We start from the raw sequence: 20,636 nt of genomic DNA, 5'->3' as shown, positions 1-20,636 counted from the left end.
GAAAGCAAACCGCAGTTTTTCCGTTTTCTTCCGGAATCAAAACAGATCTGCCTTTTTTCCATACAGGTACGGCTGTGACAATCAGCACAGCGTGGTAAGGTAAGAACGGTGAGAGACCCTTCCTGCACAGGGAGTACAGAAGCTCCCCTATGCTGCTGCCCCTTTGGGCAGGTAGCTATAGTTGTACTGTTTTCCCATAAAAGCAAGCAAAACTTTTTTGCTTTATAAGACTTTATCATTCATTTTTTTAACCACCGTCACCGGGCTGTCTTCGGCTGACCGGGTATTCTGCATCAAACTGGGCCCTGCCAGAATGCCCCTTTCCCATCCACTTTTTACGCCCCATTGAGGATCTGCGCCATGCGTAAACAAACTCCCTCCCTTCTTTTTCTTTGTCTGCTCTGGCTTCCTTCCATGGCCCTGTCCAGCCCGCTCCTCCGCATTGTACCGCAGGGGGAAAACGTGCCCATGGACCAGCGCATCCGTCTGGAGTTTGACCGCCCCATGGTAGCCCTGGGACAGGCGGAGGCAAAGGAGGTTCCCGTACAGATCTCTCCGCCCGTACAAGGGCAATGGCGCTGGACCGATCCCCAGACCCTGAGCTTCCGGCCAAACCCCGAAGAAAAACTCAAACCCGCCACCCGCTATACGGTGGATGTGGAAAAAGGTCTGACGGCCCTTGACGGAACAGCTGTACCCGCCACAAAAAACAACTCCTTTACCACTACAAGACCAGAAATCACCCATGCCTTTTTTCAGCGATGGGCCAATGCAGCCACACCGGTTTTTCAAATTCATGCCAATCTGCCTCTGACAAGAGAGTCCGTCGAAAAATCCGTTGTCTTCCGGAGCGGTGATTTTTTATGGACGGTACAGGCTCACGCGGCGGGAGACACGCCGAAAGCTTCCGTTGCTACCTCATGGATCATAAAGCCACCCATCCTGCCCGGAAACCAGGAAGCAGAGCTCATGGTAAAAGCAGGCCTGATAAGCCCGGAAGGACCTGAACCCGGTATTGAAAAAAGAGGTATCCGTACCTTTGCCACCTTCCCCCAGCCATCCTTTCTCGGAATCCGCTATACCAGTCTGGACGGAAACAGTATCTTTGTTCCCTCCCACACACCGGATGCATCGGAACCGAAGATCTTCCCCGCCGCAGACCCCCAGAGCCATACAGAACTGGTGTTCAGCACTCCCGTTCGCCTGTCCGATGCCGCAGCCCATGTCCGCTTTACCCCCCCCTTACCGGGAAACCAGAAACCATGGGATGGATTCTATGATTACGACCCGTCGAGAACCCTGCATACTCAAAATGCGGAATATGGAATTTCCCTTCCTGTAAACCCGAACCCCAAAAGCCAGTACACCATTAGTGTGCCGGACAGCCTGCCCGACACCTTCGGCCGTACACTCAAAAAGAACAGCCAGGTAATCTTTCAGACGGACCATCTGAAACCCTCTTTTTCCCTGCCCGGTAATACGGCCGTTCTTGAAAAGGGTCTGCCCTCGGACATCCCCCTCTTCCTGACCAACATAGACAGTTTCCGCATCCGTGGTATGGCCATGGACGGAGTGGGGCTCTATCCCGTGGACACAGGTAAACGGGAAACGGGACTTCTTGCGGATAAACCGGCCCTTCTGGGCGCAGGCATACGGACCATTCTTCCTGAAAGTGGAATTGTATCAGGAGAAATTATCACAGAGCCGGAAGTCCGGACCTGGGAGGGAGCCTCCCGTTTTCTTGCCATCGTCTCTCCCTGGCAGGTAGTGGTCAAGCTCGGCCATTTCAACAGTCTTGTATGGGTGACAGACCTCCGTACGGGAATACCGGTTCCGGGAGTGAGGATTCATATAAGGGAAGGCCGTGAAAAAGATCTGGAAATCCATGAAAAAATGGTAAGCTCGGCCATCACCAACTCCGAGGGAGTGGCCCTTCTTCCCGGCACGGCCGAACTGGACCCCGAGCAGAACATAGCAGGCAGAGGTGACTACAGAGAAGACAAGCCCCTCTGGTTTCTGGAGGCCAGCCTCGAAAAGGACAGAATTCTTTTCCCCCTGGACTGGCGTTTTTCCCTCCATCTCTGGCAGGTCTCCGATCCTCCAGTTTTTTCCAACAGCAGGGCAGCCTATGGTCATCTCAAGGCGTGGGGGCTCACCTCCCAGGGAATCTACCGCACCGGCGAAACCATGGAATATAAAATATATATACGGAATCAGGATATCACCGGGCTGATAGAACCTCCCCTTTCCGGCTGGACACTCCGTATACTGGATCCCAGAGACCAGGAGATACATGCCAGAACCGATCTTGATCTGTCGAAATTCGGTTCTCTTCATGGAGCCTTCCCCATTCCGGAAGACGGGGCCGTTGGACGTTACCGCTTTCAGCTTTCCCATGAAAAAAGCCCTGCAGATCTTTATCCTCTTTCGGTGATGGTCACAGATTTTTCCACTGCGCCTTTCCGAACACAGGCAGACATTTCCGCACTCAGGGCAAAACCCGGTGACACCCTTGACCTCAAGGCCTCAGCCGCTCTCCATGCGGGCGGTGCCTATACCGATGCTCCCGCACGCATACGCAGCCATATCCATGCGCGGCCCTTTACCCCGCCCCATCCTCTACTACGGAATTTTTTCTTTGACAGCAACAACGGCAAACCCAGCATTCCGGAGCATACACTCACAGACATCACCCGAACCCTTGACAGCCATGGCACAGCCTCCATCCGGCAGGAAATCCCGGAAACAGATATGGCCTACGGAGAGCTTTCTCTGGAAACCTCTGTCAGTGATGAGAGAGGAAAATCCGTCAGTGCCACCACCCGTATTCCCTTTGAGGGCCGGGATCTTCTGGTAGGCATCCGCTCCCTTGAGTGGATGCAGCAGAAAGGTAAAACCGCCGAATTCCAGGTGGTAGTGTGCAATCCGGAGGGCAGCATCATACCCGATATTCCCATCTCCTTTCGTGCCGAACGGCAGGAAGTTTCCGTAATCCGTGCAAGGGGTGCAGGAGATGCCTATACCCCACGCTACACCACCCAATGGAAAGAAAGGGCCTCCACCCGGCTTACTTCGGGTCAAACCCCCGTTGATGCCGTTTTTACACCCAACTCTCCCGGCCGCTGGAGGGTCAGTGTTACCATTCATGACAGCCAAGGGCGCAGCCATACCACCCGCATTCCCGTATGGGTTTCGGGTCCCGGATCCGTTACATGGGAAAATCCTGAAGATCAGCGCATTGAAATGATCCCTGAAAAAGACAGTTACCGTGTGGGAGAAACGGCCCGCATCCTTGTGAAAAATCCCTTCCCGGGGGCCATGGCCCTGATCAGTGTCGAACGCTATGGCATCCTGCGCCATGAGGTTCGGCCTCTTAAAAATGCTGCGGAAATCATTGAAATACCCATTGGTCCGGCAGCTCTTCCCGGATGTTATGTGGCAATATCCCTGCTTTCTCCAAGGGTAGCCGGATCCCAGGCTCCTGAGACAGGCCCTGACATGGGCAAACCGGCTTTCCGCAGCGGCTATCTTTATCTCAGCGTTACAGCACCACAAAAGAAAATTCCCGTTTCCGTAACCATGGAAAAGGAACACTATAAGCCCGGAGAAGAAGTACGCGGCAGCCTGCAGATACCTGCCGACCTGGCTATGGATACGGAAATAGCCATGGTCGTTCTGGACAGTGCCATTTTTGACCTACTGCCCGGAGGCCGCAGGAACTTTGATCCCCATACGGGCCTTTATACATCCGTTTCCTCCATTGACGTTGAAACTTATACCCTTCTCACCCGTCTTCTGGGCATGCAGAAACTGGATGCCAAAGGAGCCACACCCGCAGGAGACGGTGGCGGACTGCGACTGAGAGAAAATTTCCGGGGGGTTGCCTACTGGAATCCGGAAATGCTGCCCGATGAAAACGGCAGGGTAACCTTCTCATTTCCCGCACCGGATAACCTCACAGGGTGGGAAGTGCTGGCCATGGCCGTGAGTCCCCGGGAACGCATGGGAACAGGCCAGCAACTTTTCAAAGTAAACCGCCCTACGGAAATACGCCCCATCATGCCCAACTTTCTGCGTAAAGAGGATAGGCTGCAGGCAGGCTTTTCCATACTGAACAGAACCGATGAACAAAGAAATATCCACATCCGGGCTGAACTTCATAATGATGGCAGACTGCTGACGCAGCGCCATTTTGATGCCTCCTTTGCCCCCTGGCAGCGGAGTTCCTTCTTTCTGCCCATGGATGCCGACCACACCGGCACCCTGCGTATGGAAATCATAGCCAAGGACGCACTCGATGGTGACGCACTGGCCCACAGTCTGGACATAAGAGACAGTCTTCTCCTGGAAACTCAGGCCGTTTCCGGCAAAGCTGACAACACCCATACGGGCATCCCGATCCGAATCCCCGGGAATGCCAGAACCGATGTCGGCGGTATTGGCATCCGTCTTTCCCCCAGCCTCTTATCTGCCGTTGAAGCCCCCCTGCTTTTTCTCAAGGATTATCCCTATACCTGCTGGGAACAGCAGCTTTCAAAGGCAATGGGCGCGGCTCTTTATCTTTCCATGATGGATTATCTTCCCGATGAACTGCAATGGGAAGAGGCGGAAACACTGATCTCCGACATCCTCTCCCAGGCAGGCCGGTTTCAATCAGAAAACGGAGCCATGGGCTATTTCCCTTCGGCTGGAGGTGGTGAAAACCCGTTCCTTTCCGCCTTCACGGCCTTGATGTTCAAACGTCTTTCCGAATTCGGATTCACACCGGATCCCGAAGTCAGCCGCAGACTCGAGACTTATCTGGATACCCTTCTGCGGCGAAACGTAAGTGGAACACCTGTCCTCGACCGCAGTTCCCGCATGATGGCCCTGCTGGCCCTTGCACCGGATGCAGATGCAACACTCTTTGACCGTCTTATGCCGCAACCCCAGCAAGACGGACTTTTCGCCACGGCCCTTTTTCTGGAGGCCGGAGCACGGCAGGGTCTTGCCTACCATAAACTGGCTCCTGTGGTTGACGCACTTATGGCAAGAACCCACAGAACCCCAAAGGGTATGGCTGCTCAGGATGATGAGAGCCTTGCCCACCCATGGCTTATGGGGTCTCACAACCGTACCCAGGCCGCCGTTCTCATGGCAATGATCCGTCTTGCCCGGCTTCCGGACGCTCCTCCCGAACTTCATAGCTATGTTTCTCTGCTGGTAAACGAACTTATGGAAGGACAAGGGGATGAAGCCCGGTGGCAAGGCACTCAGGAAAACCTTTTTGCTGCCATGGCAGCTGCGGAATACGCCCTCACCTACGAGTCGGCAACGGTGGATCTGCATGCGGAGGTACAGGATCCTTCAGGACTTTACGGCGGGGTTCACTTCCGGGATATCCGGGATACGGCCGTCCGCATAACCCGCCCCATGCACCCGGATGATCCGGGCCGGGAACAGACCCTGCATATACAAAGACAGGGGAAAGGGCCTCTGTACTATACAGCTGCCCTGACTTTTGCCTCGCATGGCCCACTGCCTCCCGCAGACAGCGGACTGCATGTGAACCTTACGGCAATCAGCATTAACGACACACCAGCCAATACAACAGAATTCAAAAACCTTAGCAGGGGTGACCGGGTAAGACTGGCCTACGACATCACCAGCACACAGAACCTTCATTTTATCATGGCTGAAATTCCCCTGCCCGCAGGTTTCGAAGCCGTAAACCCCCATCTCGCCACCAGCGAAACAGATATGGACCGGTCTGTTCTGCCTGAAGGCATCCGCCATGGCAGCCCGTGGCCCTTCTACCATCAGGAATTCCGCCATGAGGCTGTTCGTTTCTTTGCCGAAGAGATGCCAGCAGGGACCTGGCGCCTCACATTTACGGTTCAGGCCATTGCTGAAGGCCGCTTCCATATGCCCGCCGCCCACGGGGAGGCCCTCTACCGTCCGGAAATATGGGGCCGTGACAAAGAACGCATCATCAAAATAGGCCCACGAATTCCTTGAAAGAAATCCGAAACCGAAACATAACGGGCTTTTCATGCGGAAACCATGAAAAGCCCGGGAACCGACACCTGCCGATGCGGAGATATAAAACAAAGACAGCTCTTCTCTGGATAATACCAGCTCTGACCCTCCTTTTGTTCAGCCTGTGGCTGTACCGTGGCCTGAGCCCCCTGCCTTCCGAACTCCTCCCTGCCGTTCCGGTTGAGCGGGTACGGCTTCTGGACCGCTACGGCACTCCCATCACATTTGCCAGGGAAGACCACCTGAACACGCAGGACATAGCCGAACTCCACACCATTCCTCTGCTGCTACGCCAAGCCATTATCATGGCCGAAGACAAACGTTTTTTCCTTCATAATGGAACGGACTGGAAGGCCGTAGGCCATGCCCTTCTGCAGAATATCCGGGCAGGTGGTAACGTTCGCGGAGCCAGCAGCATCACCGAACAGGTTATCCGTATCCTGAACCCGAGGCCCCGAACCTTTGGCTCGCGCATGCTGGAAAGTATCGATGCCTATCGGCTCGAAAAACATTTCTCCAAGGCGGACATCCTGGCCTTTTATCTGAATCAGGTTCCCTATCCCGACCGATGCAGAGGCGTTGTGCAGGCAGCTGACCGTCTCTTCGACCGGGATCTTTCCACTCTGGATACAACGGAAATCCTTATTCTTGCCGTCCTTCCCAGAGCCCCTCAGGCACTGCATCCTGCCCATCATCCAGAAAGGCTTATGCAGCGGGTAGAAACCCTTGCAAGGCGTATGGTCCAGACTGAAATCCTCCGTCAGGAGGCAGCAGAGCGTACCCGACTGACTCCGGAACTGCGCCGAAAAACACTTCCCGTGCATGCCCCTTTTTTCGTTCGCTATGTCAGAGAAAGCCTTCCCTCCCCTTCCACAACCCTTCCCATCCGCACCAGCCTGGACGGACCTCTCCAAAAAAAAATTCAAGGGCTTCTGGATGCTCGGACAGCCCAGCTTGCCATGCATAACCTTACCAATGGGGCTGTTCTCGTGCTGGAACACCGAACGGGCCGAATACGGGCATGGGCGGTTGCCGGAAATGGCCAGGACAAACGTGACGGTGGCAAAATCAATGCACCCCTTATCCCAAGACAACCGGGATCCGCCCTCAAACCCTTTGCCTATGCCATGGCTCTGGAAAGGGGCTGGACGGCGGCAACTCCCATTGCCGATACGCCCATCAGCACTCCCGTTGGAAGGGGCAGCCACGACTATCAGAATTATTCCCGCAATGCCTATGGGATCATGCCCCTCAGGGATGCTCTGGCCAATTCACTGAACCTCGCCGCTATCCGAACCGTGCGCCATGTAGGTGTCGAATCCTATCTTGCAACCCTGCGGGCCTGCGGCCTGCACTCTCTGACCCGTACCGCCGGATTTTATGGCGACGGCCTTGTACTGGGAAATGGTGAAGTATCACTGCTGGAACTCACGCGTGCTTACGCAATTCTGGCCAGAGATGGTCGAAAACTCCCCCTTCATGTTCTGAATACACCACCCGAATTGATACAGCCCGGAGAAACAATTTTCCAACGGGATACATCCCGTCTCATTGCCCTTATTCTGTCGGATCCGGAAGCGAGGCGTTACGAGTTCGGCCCTCTTATGGCCTTCCCCGTACAGACAGCCATTAAAACAGGCACAAGCTCCGACCACAGGGATGCCTGGGCCTTCGGGTTTGACCATCAGCACACGGTGGGAATCTGGATGGGCAATCTGGATCGAAGCCCCATGCATAACCTTGCCGGCGCTTCCGGGCCCGTGCCCCTGCTGCGCTCAGTTTTCAGGGAGCTTAACCGGAATCAGGACACAAAAGCACTGCCCCTGCCACAGGACCTTGTTCTTCGGGATGTCTGTATCCGCCAAAATCCCCATGGGCTGTGCACGGCGTTCCGAAGCGAGTGGATGCCCCGGGATGCCCAGCCTGCCTCTGAAGGGGAAAATGCTGAAACCAGCATTCACCTGCAAAGCCCCATGGATGGGCTGCTGCTCACCATGGACCCGAGAATTGCGCCTGAAAATCAGAAGCTGCCCCTAAGGGTCAGTGAACCGCAGCAAAAAGCACTGTACCGCTGGTATATAAATGGCGTGCTCTTCAAGGAAGGGAATACGCCGGAAGTACTCTGGCCGCTGCAGGCAGGTACGCATGAAATAAGGGTTCGTATTGATCTTGAAGACGGCCGTACCCTTTCCTGCATGGCAAGCATACAGGTAACACAAGGCCAGCGTACCATGGAATTGACACGACAGATTCCGGATGTAAACGGAGTCGTTGAGCTCACCGGAATGGAGGCTCAACCGTGATTGTTCATCAGCAAGGCATAGGCTTTCTCAATGCGTCTCATTCCAGACTTAACATTGTCAGCCACTGCCTTCTGCAGTTTTTCAGAATCACCTTTTTTCAAAAACTCCAGAATCAGGGCATGCTCTTCTAAAAATATTCTGTAATCATTCTCATCATGCTGAAACAGGTTTAAAAAAGCTTCCACAGACTCAACAAGCTTATGAGCAATCAGGCAGAGATGGGGATAGTCGGATGCTTCATATAAAACATCATGGAAGTGACGGTCGAGACTATAAAATTCCTGTGTCATGCATTGCATCTTTTGGTACGTCTTCTCCAGCTCTTCCATATCCTCATCCCTAAGGTTCTTCATAGCGGCCTTGGCCAGCTCAGCTTCAAGCTTAACTCGAATACTGAAAATATAATCCATTTCATTTTTTTTAGGCAAAGGAGCTACGATGGCTCCTTTATAAGGTACATTCCGTACCAGCCCCGAACGATCAAGCCGCATAAGAGCTTCCCGGATTGGTCCGCGTCCGATTCCAAGCTCCGTCTCGAGTTCCGCTAAAACAAGCCTTGTTCCCGGATATTTTCTTCCTGAAAGTATGAGCTCCTTGATTTTATCATAGGCTATGAGGGATTTCATTGAGCCTTCACCAGTTTTCAAATGCACACTCCTTACCATTTTGATAAGCTCGCACAACGTCCATGGGAAGCTGCCAGCCACCCTCTATCATGAGTTAAGTTGCCCGTACTTCCTTCTCCATGTGCCGTTCTGCTGACCGATGAGCTTTGGATAGTCCATCGCTCGTCTGTTCCAGAAACCCCACCCTTCTGGCCTAAACGCATTTTGGCAGGCTGGCTGCCGCAGAATCCGCAGGATGATTGGAGTCCAGGTACTTAATAAATATTCCCAGCATCACAATCAGCATTCCTGCAACCTGAACGATCAGAATCGGTTCGCTCAGCAACAGATAGGCTGCCAGCACGGTAACAGCAGGTTCTATTGACGAACACAGGGCAGCAAAACCAGAATCCGTCACGCTGATGGCCAGATAAAGAAGGGTAACTCCCAGGGCTGTTGGAATCAGACCCAGCAGAAGCCCCATCAGAAACTGATAGGAATCCAGATAAAACAAGAAGGTTATGTCACCCTTTACAAAATTAAACCCCACGGTGGTGAAAAGCATTACGTAAAATGTAATGGTCAGAGGAGGTATCTTCTCCATGACACGCTGCAGTACAACAAAGCTGAGGGCAAAGGTAAAAGCGGCGGAGAGTACATACAATACGCCCGACAGCGCAACCTTATGGGAAAATGCCTGAACCAGAACAAGACAGCACCCCCCTGCCACCAGCACCATCGACGTAATGGTTTTCCTACTGACCGGGGTTTTATAAATCAGAACGGAAAGTACTGTCGTGATGGCAGGAAATATGTAAAAAATAAGAATCCCGGTTGACGCTGTCAACGTTTCAAAACACCTGGCAAGGTTCAGACTGGTGATCTGGTCCAGTCCGAAGGACAAGACAAATGCAATAAAAAGACCCTTCGGACTTATTTTCAAGGACTCCGGGCTGCAAATGGCAAGATAAAGAAATACCATGGCAACTCCAAAACCATAACGCAACTGCATGATTTCAAGACTGCTCATGCCGCTGGCCAAAGACATGCGCGTAAAAACCGGAAGCATTGCATAGGCCGCTGCTGATCCAACAGAATACACCAAACCCATACGGGCTGAAAAAACAGGAACCGATTTTTTTTCCATCATCCAACACTCCGCATAAAACCAAATCAAAAAAGCTTCTTCTGACCTTGCAACTGACTGCATCAGCCTTGCATCATGATACGATCCATAGCGAACAAAGAAGCCCGGCATGTTCAACGCATCTTTTCAAAAGGAAGGGCTCCCTTTTTCACGACAGAAACAATGTGGGAAGCCAGGACATCTGTTGTATCAACGAATTCTGCTCCCAACTCCTCTCCGATAACTCCCAGTTCCGTACAGGCTATAATCAATATTCCAGCTCCTTCCTTCACAAGACTTGCTGCAATGGCAAGAAAACTGTTCCGTATATCCCATCCCCTATCTCCAGCCTTCACAGAACGAATCACATCCAGAAGTCTTTCCTGATCTGCAGGGCAAGGATATAGCAAAGGAACACCATATGGCATGAAAGCTTTATCATAAAGCCCGGTATTTACAACTGCCGTGGAAGCCATAATACCTGCCTTCATGTGTTCCGGCAGCCTTTCGGCAACAACGGAAGCTGTAAGATCCACAAGATGAACCACTGGCGCAGATACGGCATTTCGGACATCATCATAATAAAAATGCGCCGTATTACAGGGTATGACAAGAAAATCTGCGCCCCATGACGCAAGCCTTCTGGCCATTTCTGCCATGCATGGACCAGGACTCTCTCCCGTACCGTCCAGCAATGCCTTCATTCTGGACGGTACTCCTGGATTATTATCCACAATCATCCGGATATGATCCGCATCATCCACGGCAGGGGTAAGGTCAATCACCCTTTTCATCAGATCAACCGTTGCAGCAGGCCCCATTCCACCCAGAATGCCCACCACTTTTTCTTTTCCGCATTGCATTTCCCGTTACCTTTCCACGGCAGTAAGAAGAGTCTTTTTACTCTGAACACAAAAAAACTGCCCGGGACCCAAAGATCCCGGACAGACAAATGCCATACAGAGCCAGCCCCGATCAGCTATGCCCTGAATGTATCAAGATAGGCATACAGAGCAGGCGAACCTCCGGTATGCAGAAAAAGGACCCGGCTTCCTTTAGGGAAGTATCCTTTACGGACCAGATCGATGAGACCAGCTGCCGCTTTTCCTGAATAAACAGGATCCAGAAGAATGCTTTCCGTACCGGCAAAAAGTTTTACAGCTTCAATCATATCTCCGGTGGGGAGAGAGTAGCCCGGCCCCACATATTCGTCAAAACAGGTAATATGGTCTCGTGGGATCTCTGTTTTAACACCCAGTTTTGTTACCAGCTCTCCGGCCAGTTTATAAACAATCCCTTCCTGAACATCTTTTTTTCTGGACACATTCATACCGAGAACAGGAATATGGGTATTCATGGCAAACATGCCAACTGCCATACCCGCATGGGTTCCGGCGGAACCGGACGGAACAACAATGCTGTCAATCTTCAGCATCATCTCATTCAGCTGCACCATAGTTTCCTGAGCACAGCTGGCATACCCAAGGGCACCAATGGCATTGGAAGCACCTCCGGGAATAATGTAGGGCTGTTTACCAGCATTTCTCAGCTCTGCCGCAGTTTTTTCCATTTCTGCCATCATGTCCGAACCCGCCGGAACCACGCGGACGGATTTCACACCCAGCAGCTCAAACAAAAAATTATTGCCCGATCCTTCAGGCTTGTACGAACCTTTTACCCGTTCTTCCAGAACCAGATGACAGTCCATGTTTTCCTTGACGGCCCATGAAGCAGTGAGGCGGCAGTGATTGGACTGAACAGCACCGCATGTAACGACGGTGTCTGCTTTTTTTTCAAGGGCATCAGCAAAACAGAATTCAAGTTTACGGGTTTTGTTCCCCCCTGCCGACCCAGGCAAAAGGTCATCTCTTTTAACATAAAGATCCACATTCCCCCCAAGGGCTTTGGATAGATTTGCCATGGGCTCGATGGGGGTTGCACCTTGCAGATATTTCCTGCGGGGGAATTGGGTAAAATTCATGAAGTCCTCATTTCTTTAAAATGTTATTCATGCCCAAAAGCATGGTACCTGTAAAAAGGGCCTGCCCTTTTTCACAAATCAGAGTTCAAAAACAGCTTCCACTTCCACAGAGGCACCCAGAGGCAGCTGTGCAACCTGAAAAGCACTCCTGGCGGGAAACGGTTCCGTAAAATATTCAGCATATACTTCATTTACCAATGCAAAATCTTTCATGCTGCTAAGGTATACGGTAGCTTTCACAACAGATGAAAGATCCGTCCCTGCTGCCTCAGCAATTGCCTTCAGATTTTTTAACACCTGATGGGTATGCACTTTGATATCTCCTTCCGGTATATTGCCTGTTACCGGATCTATGGGAAGCTGACCCGAGGTAAAAAGAAAACCACCGGACTTTACAGCCTGAGAATAGGGACCGATTGCTGCAGGTGCCTTTGCCGTACAAACACTTTCTTTTTTCATATTAGCTCCTTAGTAAAAAGCCCGCCTTATTCAGTCACAATATCTGAATCAAAACGGTACATCAGTACCCGAACAGCTCCGGCAACCAGAGAATCAATCCGGGGACATAAGCCATCAAAAAAATGACACCGATGGTGACAAAACAAAAAGGAAGAGCTTTCAGAGAAATCTCTTCAAGGGTTACACCGCCAATACCCGAAGCAATAAACATATTCTCGCCAAGGGGCGGAGTTGAAAAACCCACACCACAGCAGCAGACAAGAACCACCCCAAAATGGATAGGATCCACTCCGATGGCCACCATGATCGGCAAAAGTACCGGTGTGACCAGCATAATTATGGCAAGGGTTTCCATGAACATGCCGAGAAAAAGAAGGAAAAAAATAACCATCGCCCAGATAAGATGGGGATTACTTGTAATTTCAAGAAGCCATTGCGCTATCATATCGGGTATCTGGTACTGAACCAGCAACCTGCCGAAGGCAAAGGCGGTAAACATGATCACCAGAACCCTGCCGGTAAGCCATGAGGTGGTTTCAAGGGATTTCATCAGCCCCTTGAGAGAAATTTCCTTATAAACAAAAATTCCTATGATCAGCGTATAAAAAATGGCAACAATGGCGGCTTCCGTAGGAGTAAAAAAACCCGTATAGATTCCTCCCAGAATAATAACCGGTGCTAGAACGGCCCAGAATCCTTCCCGCAGGGAACAGAGCAACCCGGATGCGGACCATGGTACCATTCCCTGGCTCAAGTTCTTCCCCCGGCAACGCAGAAGATGAACCACAATGAGACCGGCAGAAATCAATAAACCGGGAACAACCCCAGCGACAAACATTTTTGTAATGGATTCCTGGGCGACAACCCCATAGATTACCATGGGAATACTGGGCGGGATAATGATTCCGATACCTCCGGAACTGGCCGTAGCCGCGGAAGCATATCCGGGGTCATAACCTCTTCTGATCATGGCCGGGATCATCAGCATTCCTACGGCAGCGGTTGTAGCCGGACCGGAACCGGATATGGCCCCGAAAAACACACAGGCCAGTGTTGTGGAAATGGCAAGCCCCCCATCAACCGTACCAACCATGGATTCGGCAACCTTCACCAGTCTCCTTGAAATCCCGGCAACCTCCATTAAAGCACCGGCAAGAACAAAAGCAGGCAGTGCCATTATGGGAAATGAGTTCACCGATGAAAAGGCAATCTGCACCATTGTGGACAGATCCTGTCCCACCACCATGAAAGCAGCCATGGCCGCTGCACCCAGGGCCACGGTTATGGGAGCCCCCATAAGCAGAAGAAGGGCGAAGCAACCGAACAATACGCCAGCAGCAGACATACTTCCGCCTCCTTCCCTAATGGGATTCCGGTAAAGGTTCAAGGTCGTCAGGGTCAATTTTATCCACATCCTTTATTTCAATCTTAAGCCAGTATTTCATGATATTAACCTGAATTATCCTTACGCTCATGAGACTGAAACTGATGGGAAAAATCCAGTACACATAGGCCATTGACCAGCCAAGGGAAGGAGAAATATACGGAAACTCCATCAGGTCTGTAATCACTTCCAGGCTTTTCCAGATCATAAGCAGATTGAAGCCGATCCATATAATATCCGATAGGAACATACAGATATTTCCTACAACCGGAGGGAAGAGTTTAAACTGAATTGTCACCCGGTTATGGGCTGCCAGACGGGCTGCATAGGCAGCACCAAAAAAAACAAACCAGACAAAAGAAAAACGGGATATTTCTTCACTCCACGGGATAACGTAGTTAAAACAAATCCTGAGAGCAATCTGCATAAAAAGAACAACAACGAAAAAACCCAACAAAACCTGACAGACATAACTCTCAAACTTATCAATATATTGCAGGGCGCGTTTTGCTTTCATGTCGTAGCCCTTTCTCAGACATACCGGGTGAGAACAGCTCGCCCGGTATGCTTTCTTTGCCAGCTATTTCTTACCAAGACTTTGCATCACCATATCCAGATTCTGCCGCCCGCCGATAAAGTCATAGAATTCAGGCCAAACCTTTTCTCTGGCCAGCTGTTTCCATTGTTCCTCATCTTCCAGATAGCAAATTTCAACTCCCGCATCCTGCATACCTTTTTTGGCTTTTTCCGCCTCCAGAATCTGGTAGGCAATGGCATACTGCTGTGCTTCCATTCCTGCCCGGATCAGAATATCCTGAGTTTCCTTATCCAGGGTTTTCCATTTCCGCTCACCAATCATCAGAGGCTGCAGTGAGTACTGGTAATGAACTTCCGTGAGATAATCCTGAACCTCATGGAATTTGGTTGTATAGTTCACGATGTAGGGATTTTCCTGACCATCTACAACCTTCTGCTGCAAAGCTGTGAATGTTTCAGCCCAATCCATGGGAACGGGATTGGCACCCCATGCCCGAAACGTAGCCAGAATAATATTGTTGTGGGGAACCCGGATCTTCATTCCCTTGATATCCTCAAGTTTTCGCACAGGTCGCCTGGAATTGGTCACAAAGCGAAAGTTGGAATAGGTCCAGCCAAGAATCCGGAAACCACCCTTTGCAATGGATCTCTCATTCCACTGCTGCCCCAGTCCACCCGTTGTCGCCTTAATGGCGTCATAGTGGGACTCCAGAAGATAAGGCATGGTTAACACGCCAAGGTCGGGAACAAAGGGAACAGCATTTCCCACACCAATTGTGGCAAGGTCAAGTGTCCCCCTGCGAGTATTCTGCAGCATCTCCGTTTCCGAGCCAAGGGAGCCATTCGGGAAAAGCTCTATCCGTATTTTACCCCCGGAAAGACTTTCTACGGCTTCCTTAAACCGTATGGAAAAGGCTCCCTGATCCGAGTCAATAGCATCTCCCATACCCATTCTCATGACGGTCTGAGCCAGAGCTGCAGGAACTGCAGTGAATATAACGGCAGAAAGTAAACATAGGGCTACCACCATCCGCTTCATCATTTTTCCCTCCTCGCATATTGTCAGAAAATTCTTCCTGTCCTCCGGATTATCCGAAGCCGAGCACCCAAAACAGAACATCCATCAACAAACAATCGAAAAGAAGGTCAATCCGACTGTAAAATATCTGTTGCAACATCACGAAGAATTTCCGCAATCACCCGACAGTCATCCAGTGTAAAGGTCAGCGGAATGCGCATATCGCACATACGTTTAAGAATACGATTCGTATTAGGCAGGTCCGGAAGATTGCCAAAATATTCCCAGCTCTGATATGCACTTGTAAAACCAGCGGGTTCCGGACTCCCGAACCACTTGAGCTCAACACCACGTTCACGGCATTTTTCCAGAAACAGTCGTATACTCTCACTGTCACCATGACAGACAGAAAACTGGATGGAGCTGCCAACATAATTCTCGCGGGGATCACGGGGTGGACACCAGAGACCTTCTATAGAATGGATGGCCGCTTCCAGCAGGCGATAGCGCTCATTCCAACGCTGACACTGTCTTGTAAGCATCTGTAGCTGAGGTCGGAGAATGGCAGCTCTCAGGTTATCCATACGACAGGAATAGTTCGGAATTCTTTTCTTTATGGGATCAAAGACTTCCAGATCCGGGCGGGCGACATGGCGGTCATACAGCATGTACGAGCCGGAATGGAGGATAGCCCGGGCCATGAGCTCTTCATCATCGGTGACAAGAAAGCCCCCTTCTCCAGAATTCATATGTTTATAGGTCTGGGTCGAAAAACAGCTTACCTGTCCAAAACTACCCGACTTTCTGCCATCCCACTCCGCGCCCATGGTATGGGCACAATCTTCGATCAAAAAAAGCCCGTGCCGCTCACAGACTCTTTGAATTTTATCCATGTCTGCCATATGTCCGCGCATATGAGACAGCAGAAGCCACTTTGCATTGCCCGCCGCTGCCTTACGATCCAGATCACGAATATCAATGGTATAATCTTCGCAAATTTCAACCAGCTCAATATCTGCACCAGCATTTTCTATGGCTCCGGGAACGGGTGCCAGTGTGTAGGCATTGCACAGAACCTTGTCGCCCCTTTGAACCCCGGCGGATTTAAGGGCAAGATACATGGCACTGCCGCATGATGCACAGGCCAGGCAATATCTTTTCCCTATGTAGGAAGCAAATTCTGTTTCCAGTTCGGAAACTTCCCCTGCCTCTCCAACTTCCACGTTATAGCGATGCAATTTCCCCGACCGTAATACCGATATGGCCCGCTCAATGGCATGCTCAGGAATGGGCTCCTGTCTGGTAAAACTTTTGCTAAAGCATTGCTGCGCCATTACCCCTCCATCATAGTCGTATGGCAGTCAATAAGACGGAAGCCTGCTTCAAAGCCAGATACCTATCCGGTATCTGGCCAGCAGGGAATCACACCGAATCAGCAATAACGCTTCTGTTCGTACACCTCAAAATCCCATTTTTCTTCAGGGAAAAACTTTTTCAGCCTCCAGTCACAGGCTCTGGCATGCCCTTCCATTCCCTCCACCCGGGAAAGTCGGGATGCAGCGGCAGAAAACACCCTGTTGGCTTCAACGGATATATTCTGATAGGTATAAATCTTTAAAAACTTGTGAACATTGAGTCCGCCGGAATTATAACCTGCTTTTTTTGTAGGCAAAATATGATTGGTACCGGAACATTTATCGCCATGGGCTACGGTGGCTCCTTCCCCAAGGAACATGGACCCATAGCTTTTCAGATGATCCCTCCACCAATCCAGATCGTCTGCGATAACCTGAATATGCTCCGGAGCATAGCGGTCATTTACCTGGCAAAGTTCTTCCCGGCTTTCGCACAGAATAATTTCTCCGTAATCCCTCCATGCTGCCTCCGCAACCTCCGGTGTTGTGAGATCCGCTATGACTCTTGGCATAATTTCCAGAACTGTCTCTGCAAGCTCCCTTGAATCCGTGAAAAGCCAGACGGGAGAGTCGTAGCCATGTTCGGCCTGGGACACGAGATCCACAGCCACTGTCATGGGGTCTGCGGTCTTATCCGCGATGACTCCGGACTCCGTGGGGCCGGCAAAAACATCTATGGCACAGCGCCCGGATCCGGCCAAAATAGCCTTGGCTTCGGCCACAAAGGCATTACCAGGACCAACAATAATATTGGCAGGCTTTCCCGTAAAAAGTCCGTATGCCATACTGGCGATGGCCTGAACCCCGCCCATTTCAAGAATCATATCCGCCCCGGCTATATCCATGGCATAGCATACGGCAGGATCAATACCGCCACCTCGGGGAGGAGAACAGGCTATGACAGTTTTCACTCCGGCAGCCTTGGCAGTTGCCACACTCATTAAAGCAGAGCAGGCATGGGCAAATCGGCCTCCGGGGATATAGCAACCCGCCACATCCATGGGGATTACCTTCTGCCCGAGAATCACACCGGGAAACGTCTCCAGCTCAAACTCCTTCAGACTTTCACGCTGTGCCACGGCAAAACCCGCCACCTGCTCATAGGCAAAACGGATATCGTCTTTCACCCTTTGCGGTACGGATTCAATCAGTTTTTGTTTTTTTTCATCGGAAAGAACAAAAGGCCCTTCCCAGTTATCAAACTTCCTTGCAAGTTCTGCTACAGCTTCCTCTCCACGCTCTTCGATATCACTTAGGATTTTCTCCACAAGCTTTCGTTTTTCAAGGCTGTTTCCCTCCGCTGACAGACAGGCTTTTTTTATGTATTCCACACCAATCTCCTTTTTTATTTTTGATTCATGTTTCATCAATCAAGCCTTTGCATTTTTTTCTTTCACCTTTGCAGAAAGGAATTACAGGGTCAAGTATTTTATAAAATATTTTATAAAATACTTCATAACAAAATAAACACAGGCAGACAGACTTCCTTCCACGCTGATCACAAAGCAATGAACGGCCTCATGCCGACCAAAACCCCATGGCCACCAGTTCTGTGAATTCCGGAAGTACCGATGATTTATTCTGAATTTTGCTAAGGACGCACTGGAATACAGGGAATATTTTTTGAAAAAACGCTACCGACAAACGTACAGTACAATGCGGAGGGGAAAAATATGCGGACGCCAGATTATTGATAAAAAGCAGACATCAGAAGGAAAATCCATCAAGTTGACGAATACGAATCGTAAGGTAAAGATCACCGGCTGTACCATCAGGCATACGTCGGCCCATCCCCTGAAGGCGCAGCTTCTGACCTTCACGGCTCTGGGGTGGAACGGTGATTTTATAAAGGCGGGAATAAAAGCCCCATGGAATGTTCACCCGCTTGGTGCATCCTGCAAGGGCTTCCGGTGGAGAAAGAATCAGTGTGCCGTAAAAATGGGGGGTATCCTGGGGAGCAATCACACGAATGGTCTGAAGTCCCGGCGTTTTTCTTCTGCGCATGGCCTTGCGTACCTTTGCAGCAAAATGACCTTCCGGAAGCTGTACGAGAAAACGCAGCAGAAAGGCACCCATAACAAAGCCACCGATGTGAGCCCACCAGGCCACCCCTCCACCACCACCCATGGCATTGAATATCTGAAACAGAAACCAGATACCCATGTAAATGAAAGCCGGGATTTCAATGAAAAGGGGAAAAATAAAAATGGGGATGAGGGTCAGGATACGGGATGCCGGATACAGAAGAAAGTAAGCTCCCATAACACCGGCAATGGCTCCACTGGCTCCCACAACGGGAATGGTGGAGGTGGGATAGACCATGGAATGGGCCAATCCGGATGCCAGTCCGCAAGCCAGATAAAACCCCAGATACCGGAGAGGACCAAGGCGATCTTCCACGTTGTCCCCAAAAATCCAGAGAGTCCACATATTAAAAATAATGTGGAGCCAGCCACCATGGAGAAACATAAAAGAAAAAAAGGTGAATACTTTCTGAAACAGGCCCGTATAAACCGAAAGGGCAGGATCCGTGTAGCGGGCTGGAACCAGCCCCCACTCCCACAAAAAACGAGCCATCTCCGGCCCCTGCCCCAGTTGCATAAAAAAGACCAGGGCATTGACAAAGATAAGCAGAAGAGTCACCACCGGCCGGTTACGGGATGGCTGGGTGTCCCGAATGGGAATCATTTCATCTCCCTGATCAGGTGGCCCATTCCGGACGGAGCTTTCCCGGCGGTGCAATGCGCATGCTCAGATCCACGGCCCTTGCCTGATGGGTCAGGGCACCGGCGGAAATGATATGAACGCCCGCAAGACTCAAAGCCTTTATTTTTTCAGCTGTCACCATGCCGGAAACCTCCACCAGGCTTCGCCCATCAATGCGGCGGACAGCTTCTCTGACCATATCGGCATCCATATTATCCAGAAGAATGACATCCGCACCGGCCTCCGCAGCCTGATCCACTTCCTCAAGGGTTTCCGCCTCCACCTCAATTTTCACCAGATGGGAAACCCGCCTGCGCACGGCTTCCACGGCCGATGCCACACCTCCAGCTGCAGCGATGTGATTGTCCTTAATGAGAACGCCATCGTAAAGTCCCATACGGTGATTGGAAGCGCCTCCCACACGCACCGCATATTTTTCCAGAACCCGCCACCCAGGTGTGGTCTTTCTTGTATCCACAAGGGTGATGCCACTGCCTTCCATACCCCGGCCAAAGGCCCGAACATGGGTCGCGATTCCACAAAGACGCTGCATAAAGTTGAGAGCCGTCCGCTCGCCTGTAAGCAGGGCACGCATCCGTCCCTGAAGGTGCAGAATGCGGGTATTGACGGCAAGAGCCTCTCCCTCCTTCACCAGAGGGGAAAAAACCACATCTTTATCAAGCTTTTCAAAAACCCGCTGGGCTACGGAAAAACCGGCCGACACAATGCCCTCTTCCCGGGTGATCACAACACCTTCGCCCATGGCATCTTCGGGAACAATGGCCTCGGTGGTGATATCTCCCGTACCGATATCTTCTTCCATGGCCAGATTAATGAGGCGTTCCACAGCAAACATACAGTTTTTTCCTCTTCTGGGATGTGTTCAACACATTTCAACCTAACATTTCAGCAGCTTGGTTCATACCTGAAAACAGGGGCTTTACGGCAACTTCTGGAAAGACACCAGCGGCTTGTAAATGACATTGCAATCCTTTCGAATCAACGCTTCGTCCGACACTCAAGTGCATAAAACCAAAAACTTACTGTTTGAAGCCCTATCGCCTTATTCAGCTTGAGTACCGGA

The 20,636-nt window shown here is 51.0% G+C and carries 14 protein-coding genes; 2 read left to right on the top strand and 12 right to left on the bottom strand.

What is annotated here, in order from left to right; translation table 11 throughout:
• The first annotated feature begins 360 nt into the window (after positions 1-360).
• Together OOT00_RS02650 and OOT00_RS02645 are read left to right on the top strand one after the other, a co-directional pair.
• Positions 361-5,997 (top strand): Ig-like domain-containing alpha-2-macroglobulin family protein, encoded by a 5,637-nt coding sequence (locus OOT00_RS02650; protein WP_265423739.1) that lies wholly within the window; start codon positions 361-363, stop codon positions 5,995-5,997.
• A gap of 74 nt (positions 5,998-6,071) precedes the next feature.
• Positions 6,072-8,321 (top strand): transglycosylase domain-containing protein, encoded by a 2,250-nt coding sequence (locus OOT00_RS02645; RefSeq protein WP_265423738.1) that lies wholly within the window; start codon positions 6,072-6,074, stop codon positions 8,319-8,321.
• Here OOT00_RS02645 and OOT00_RS02640 read toward each other — a convergent pair.
• From OOT00_RS02640 to nadC, 12 genes are all read right to left on the bottom strand, one after another.
• Entirely contained in the window at positions 8,312-9,028 is a 717-nt protein-coding gene (locus OOT00_RS02640; RefSeq protein ID WP_265423737.1) for a GntR family transcriptional regulator, read from the bottom strand. The two genes, OOT00_RS02645 and OOT00_RS02640, sit on opposite strands and share 10 nt — an antisense overlap.
• Before the next feature lie 112 nt (positions 9,029-9,140).
• On the bottom strand, positions 9,141-10,076 hold the full coding sequence (locus OOT00_RS02635; protein WP_265423736.1) for a DMT family transporter: 936 nt from the start codon (positions 10,074-10,076) through the stop codon (positions 9,141-9,143).
• Positions 10,077-10,186: 110 nt separating this feature from the next.
• On the bottom strand, positions 10,187-10,915 hold the full coding sequence (cuyB, locus tag OOT00_RS02630; protein WP_265423735.1) for a cysteate racemase: 729 nt from the start codon (positions 10,913-10,915) through the stop codon (positions 10,187-10,189).
• A 116-nt stretch (positions 10,916-11,031) separates the two neighbouring features.
• Positions 11,032-12,033 (bottom strand): D-cysteate sulfo-lyase, encoded by a 1,002-nt coding sequence (gene cuyA / locus OOT00_RS02625; protein WP_265423734.1) that lies wholly within the window; start codon positions 12,031-12,033, stop codon positions 11,032-11,034.
• 78 nt (positions 12,034-12,111) lie between these two features.
• Entirely contained in the window at positions 12,112-12,492 is a 381-nt protein-coding gene (locus OOT00_RS02620; RefSeq protein ID WP_265423733.1) for a RidA family protein, read from the bottom strand.
• A 61-nt stretch (positions 12,493-12,553) separates the two neighbouring features.
• Positions 12,554-13,837: a TRAP transporter large permease gene (locus tag OOT00_RS02615; protein ID WP_265423732.1), complete on the bottom strand. Its 1,284-nt coding sequence runs from the start codon at positions 13,835-13,837 to the stop codon at positions 12,554-12,556.
• Positions 13,838-13,853: 16 nt separating this feature from the next.
• Positions 13,854-14,393 carry a TRAP transporter small permease gene (locus OOT00_RS02610; protein ID WP_265423731.1) on the bottom strand — a complete coding sequence of 180 codons (540 nt, stop codon included), beginning with the start codon at positions 14,391-14,393 and terminating at the stop codon, positions 13,854-13,856.
• A 63-nt stretch (positions 14,394-14,456) separates the two neighbouring features.
• The gene (locus OOT00_RS02605) at positions 14,457-15,455 is read right to left on the bottom strand and encodes a TRAP transporter substrate-binding protein (protein ID WP_265423730.1); all 999 of its coding nucleotides are present in this window, start codon (positions 15,453-15,455) and stop codon (positions 14,457-14,459) included.
• A gap of 104 nt (positions 15,456-15,559) precedes the next feature.
• On the bottom strand, positions 15,560-16,765 hold the full coding sequence (locus OOT00_RS02600; protein WP_265423729.1) for a DegT/DnrJ/EryC1/StrS family aminotransferase: 1,206 nt from the start codon (positions 16,763-16,765) through the stop codon (positions 15,560-15,562).
• A 98-nt stretch (positions 16,766-16,863) separates the two neighbouring features.
• A complete protein-coding gene (gene hisD, locus OOT00_RS02595; protein ID WP_368407568.1) occupies positions 16,864-18,177 on the bottom strand; it encodes a histidinol dehydrogenase in 1,314 nt (437 codons plus the stop codon).
• 376 nt (positions 18,178-18,553) lie between these two features.
• Positions 18,554-19,534 carry a rhomboid family intramembrane serine protease gene (locus OOT00_RS02590; RefSeq protein ID WP_265423727.1) on the bottom strand — a complete coding sequence of 327 codons (981 nt, stop codon included), beginning with the start codon at positions 19,532-19,534 and terminating at the stop codon, positions 18,554-18,556.
• 13 nt (positions 19,535-19,547) lie between these two features.
• Positions 19,548-20,408, bottom strand: a complete 861-nt coding sequence (gene nadC, locus OOT00_RS02585; RefSeq protein WP_265423726.1) for a carboxylating nicotinate-nucleotide diphosphorylase — start codon at positions 20,406-20,408, stop codon at positions 19,548-19,550.
• Positions 20,409-20,636 lie beyond the last annotated feature (228 nt).

Source organism: Desulfobotulus pelophilus (assembly GCF_026155325.1).
GTDB classification, from domain to species: Bacteria; Desulfobacterota; Desulfobacteria; order Desulfobacterales; family ASO4-4; genus Desulfobotulus; species Desulfobotulus pelophilus.
Note: the sequence above shows the minus strand (reverse complement) of the source record. Positions and strands in the feature narration are given on the sequence as shown.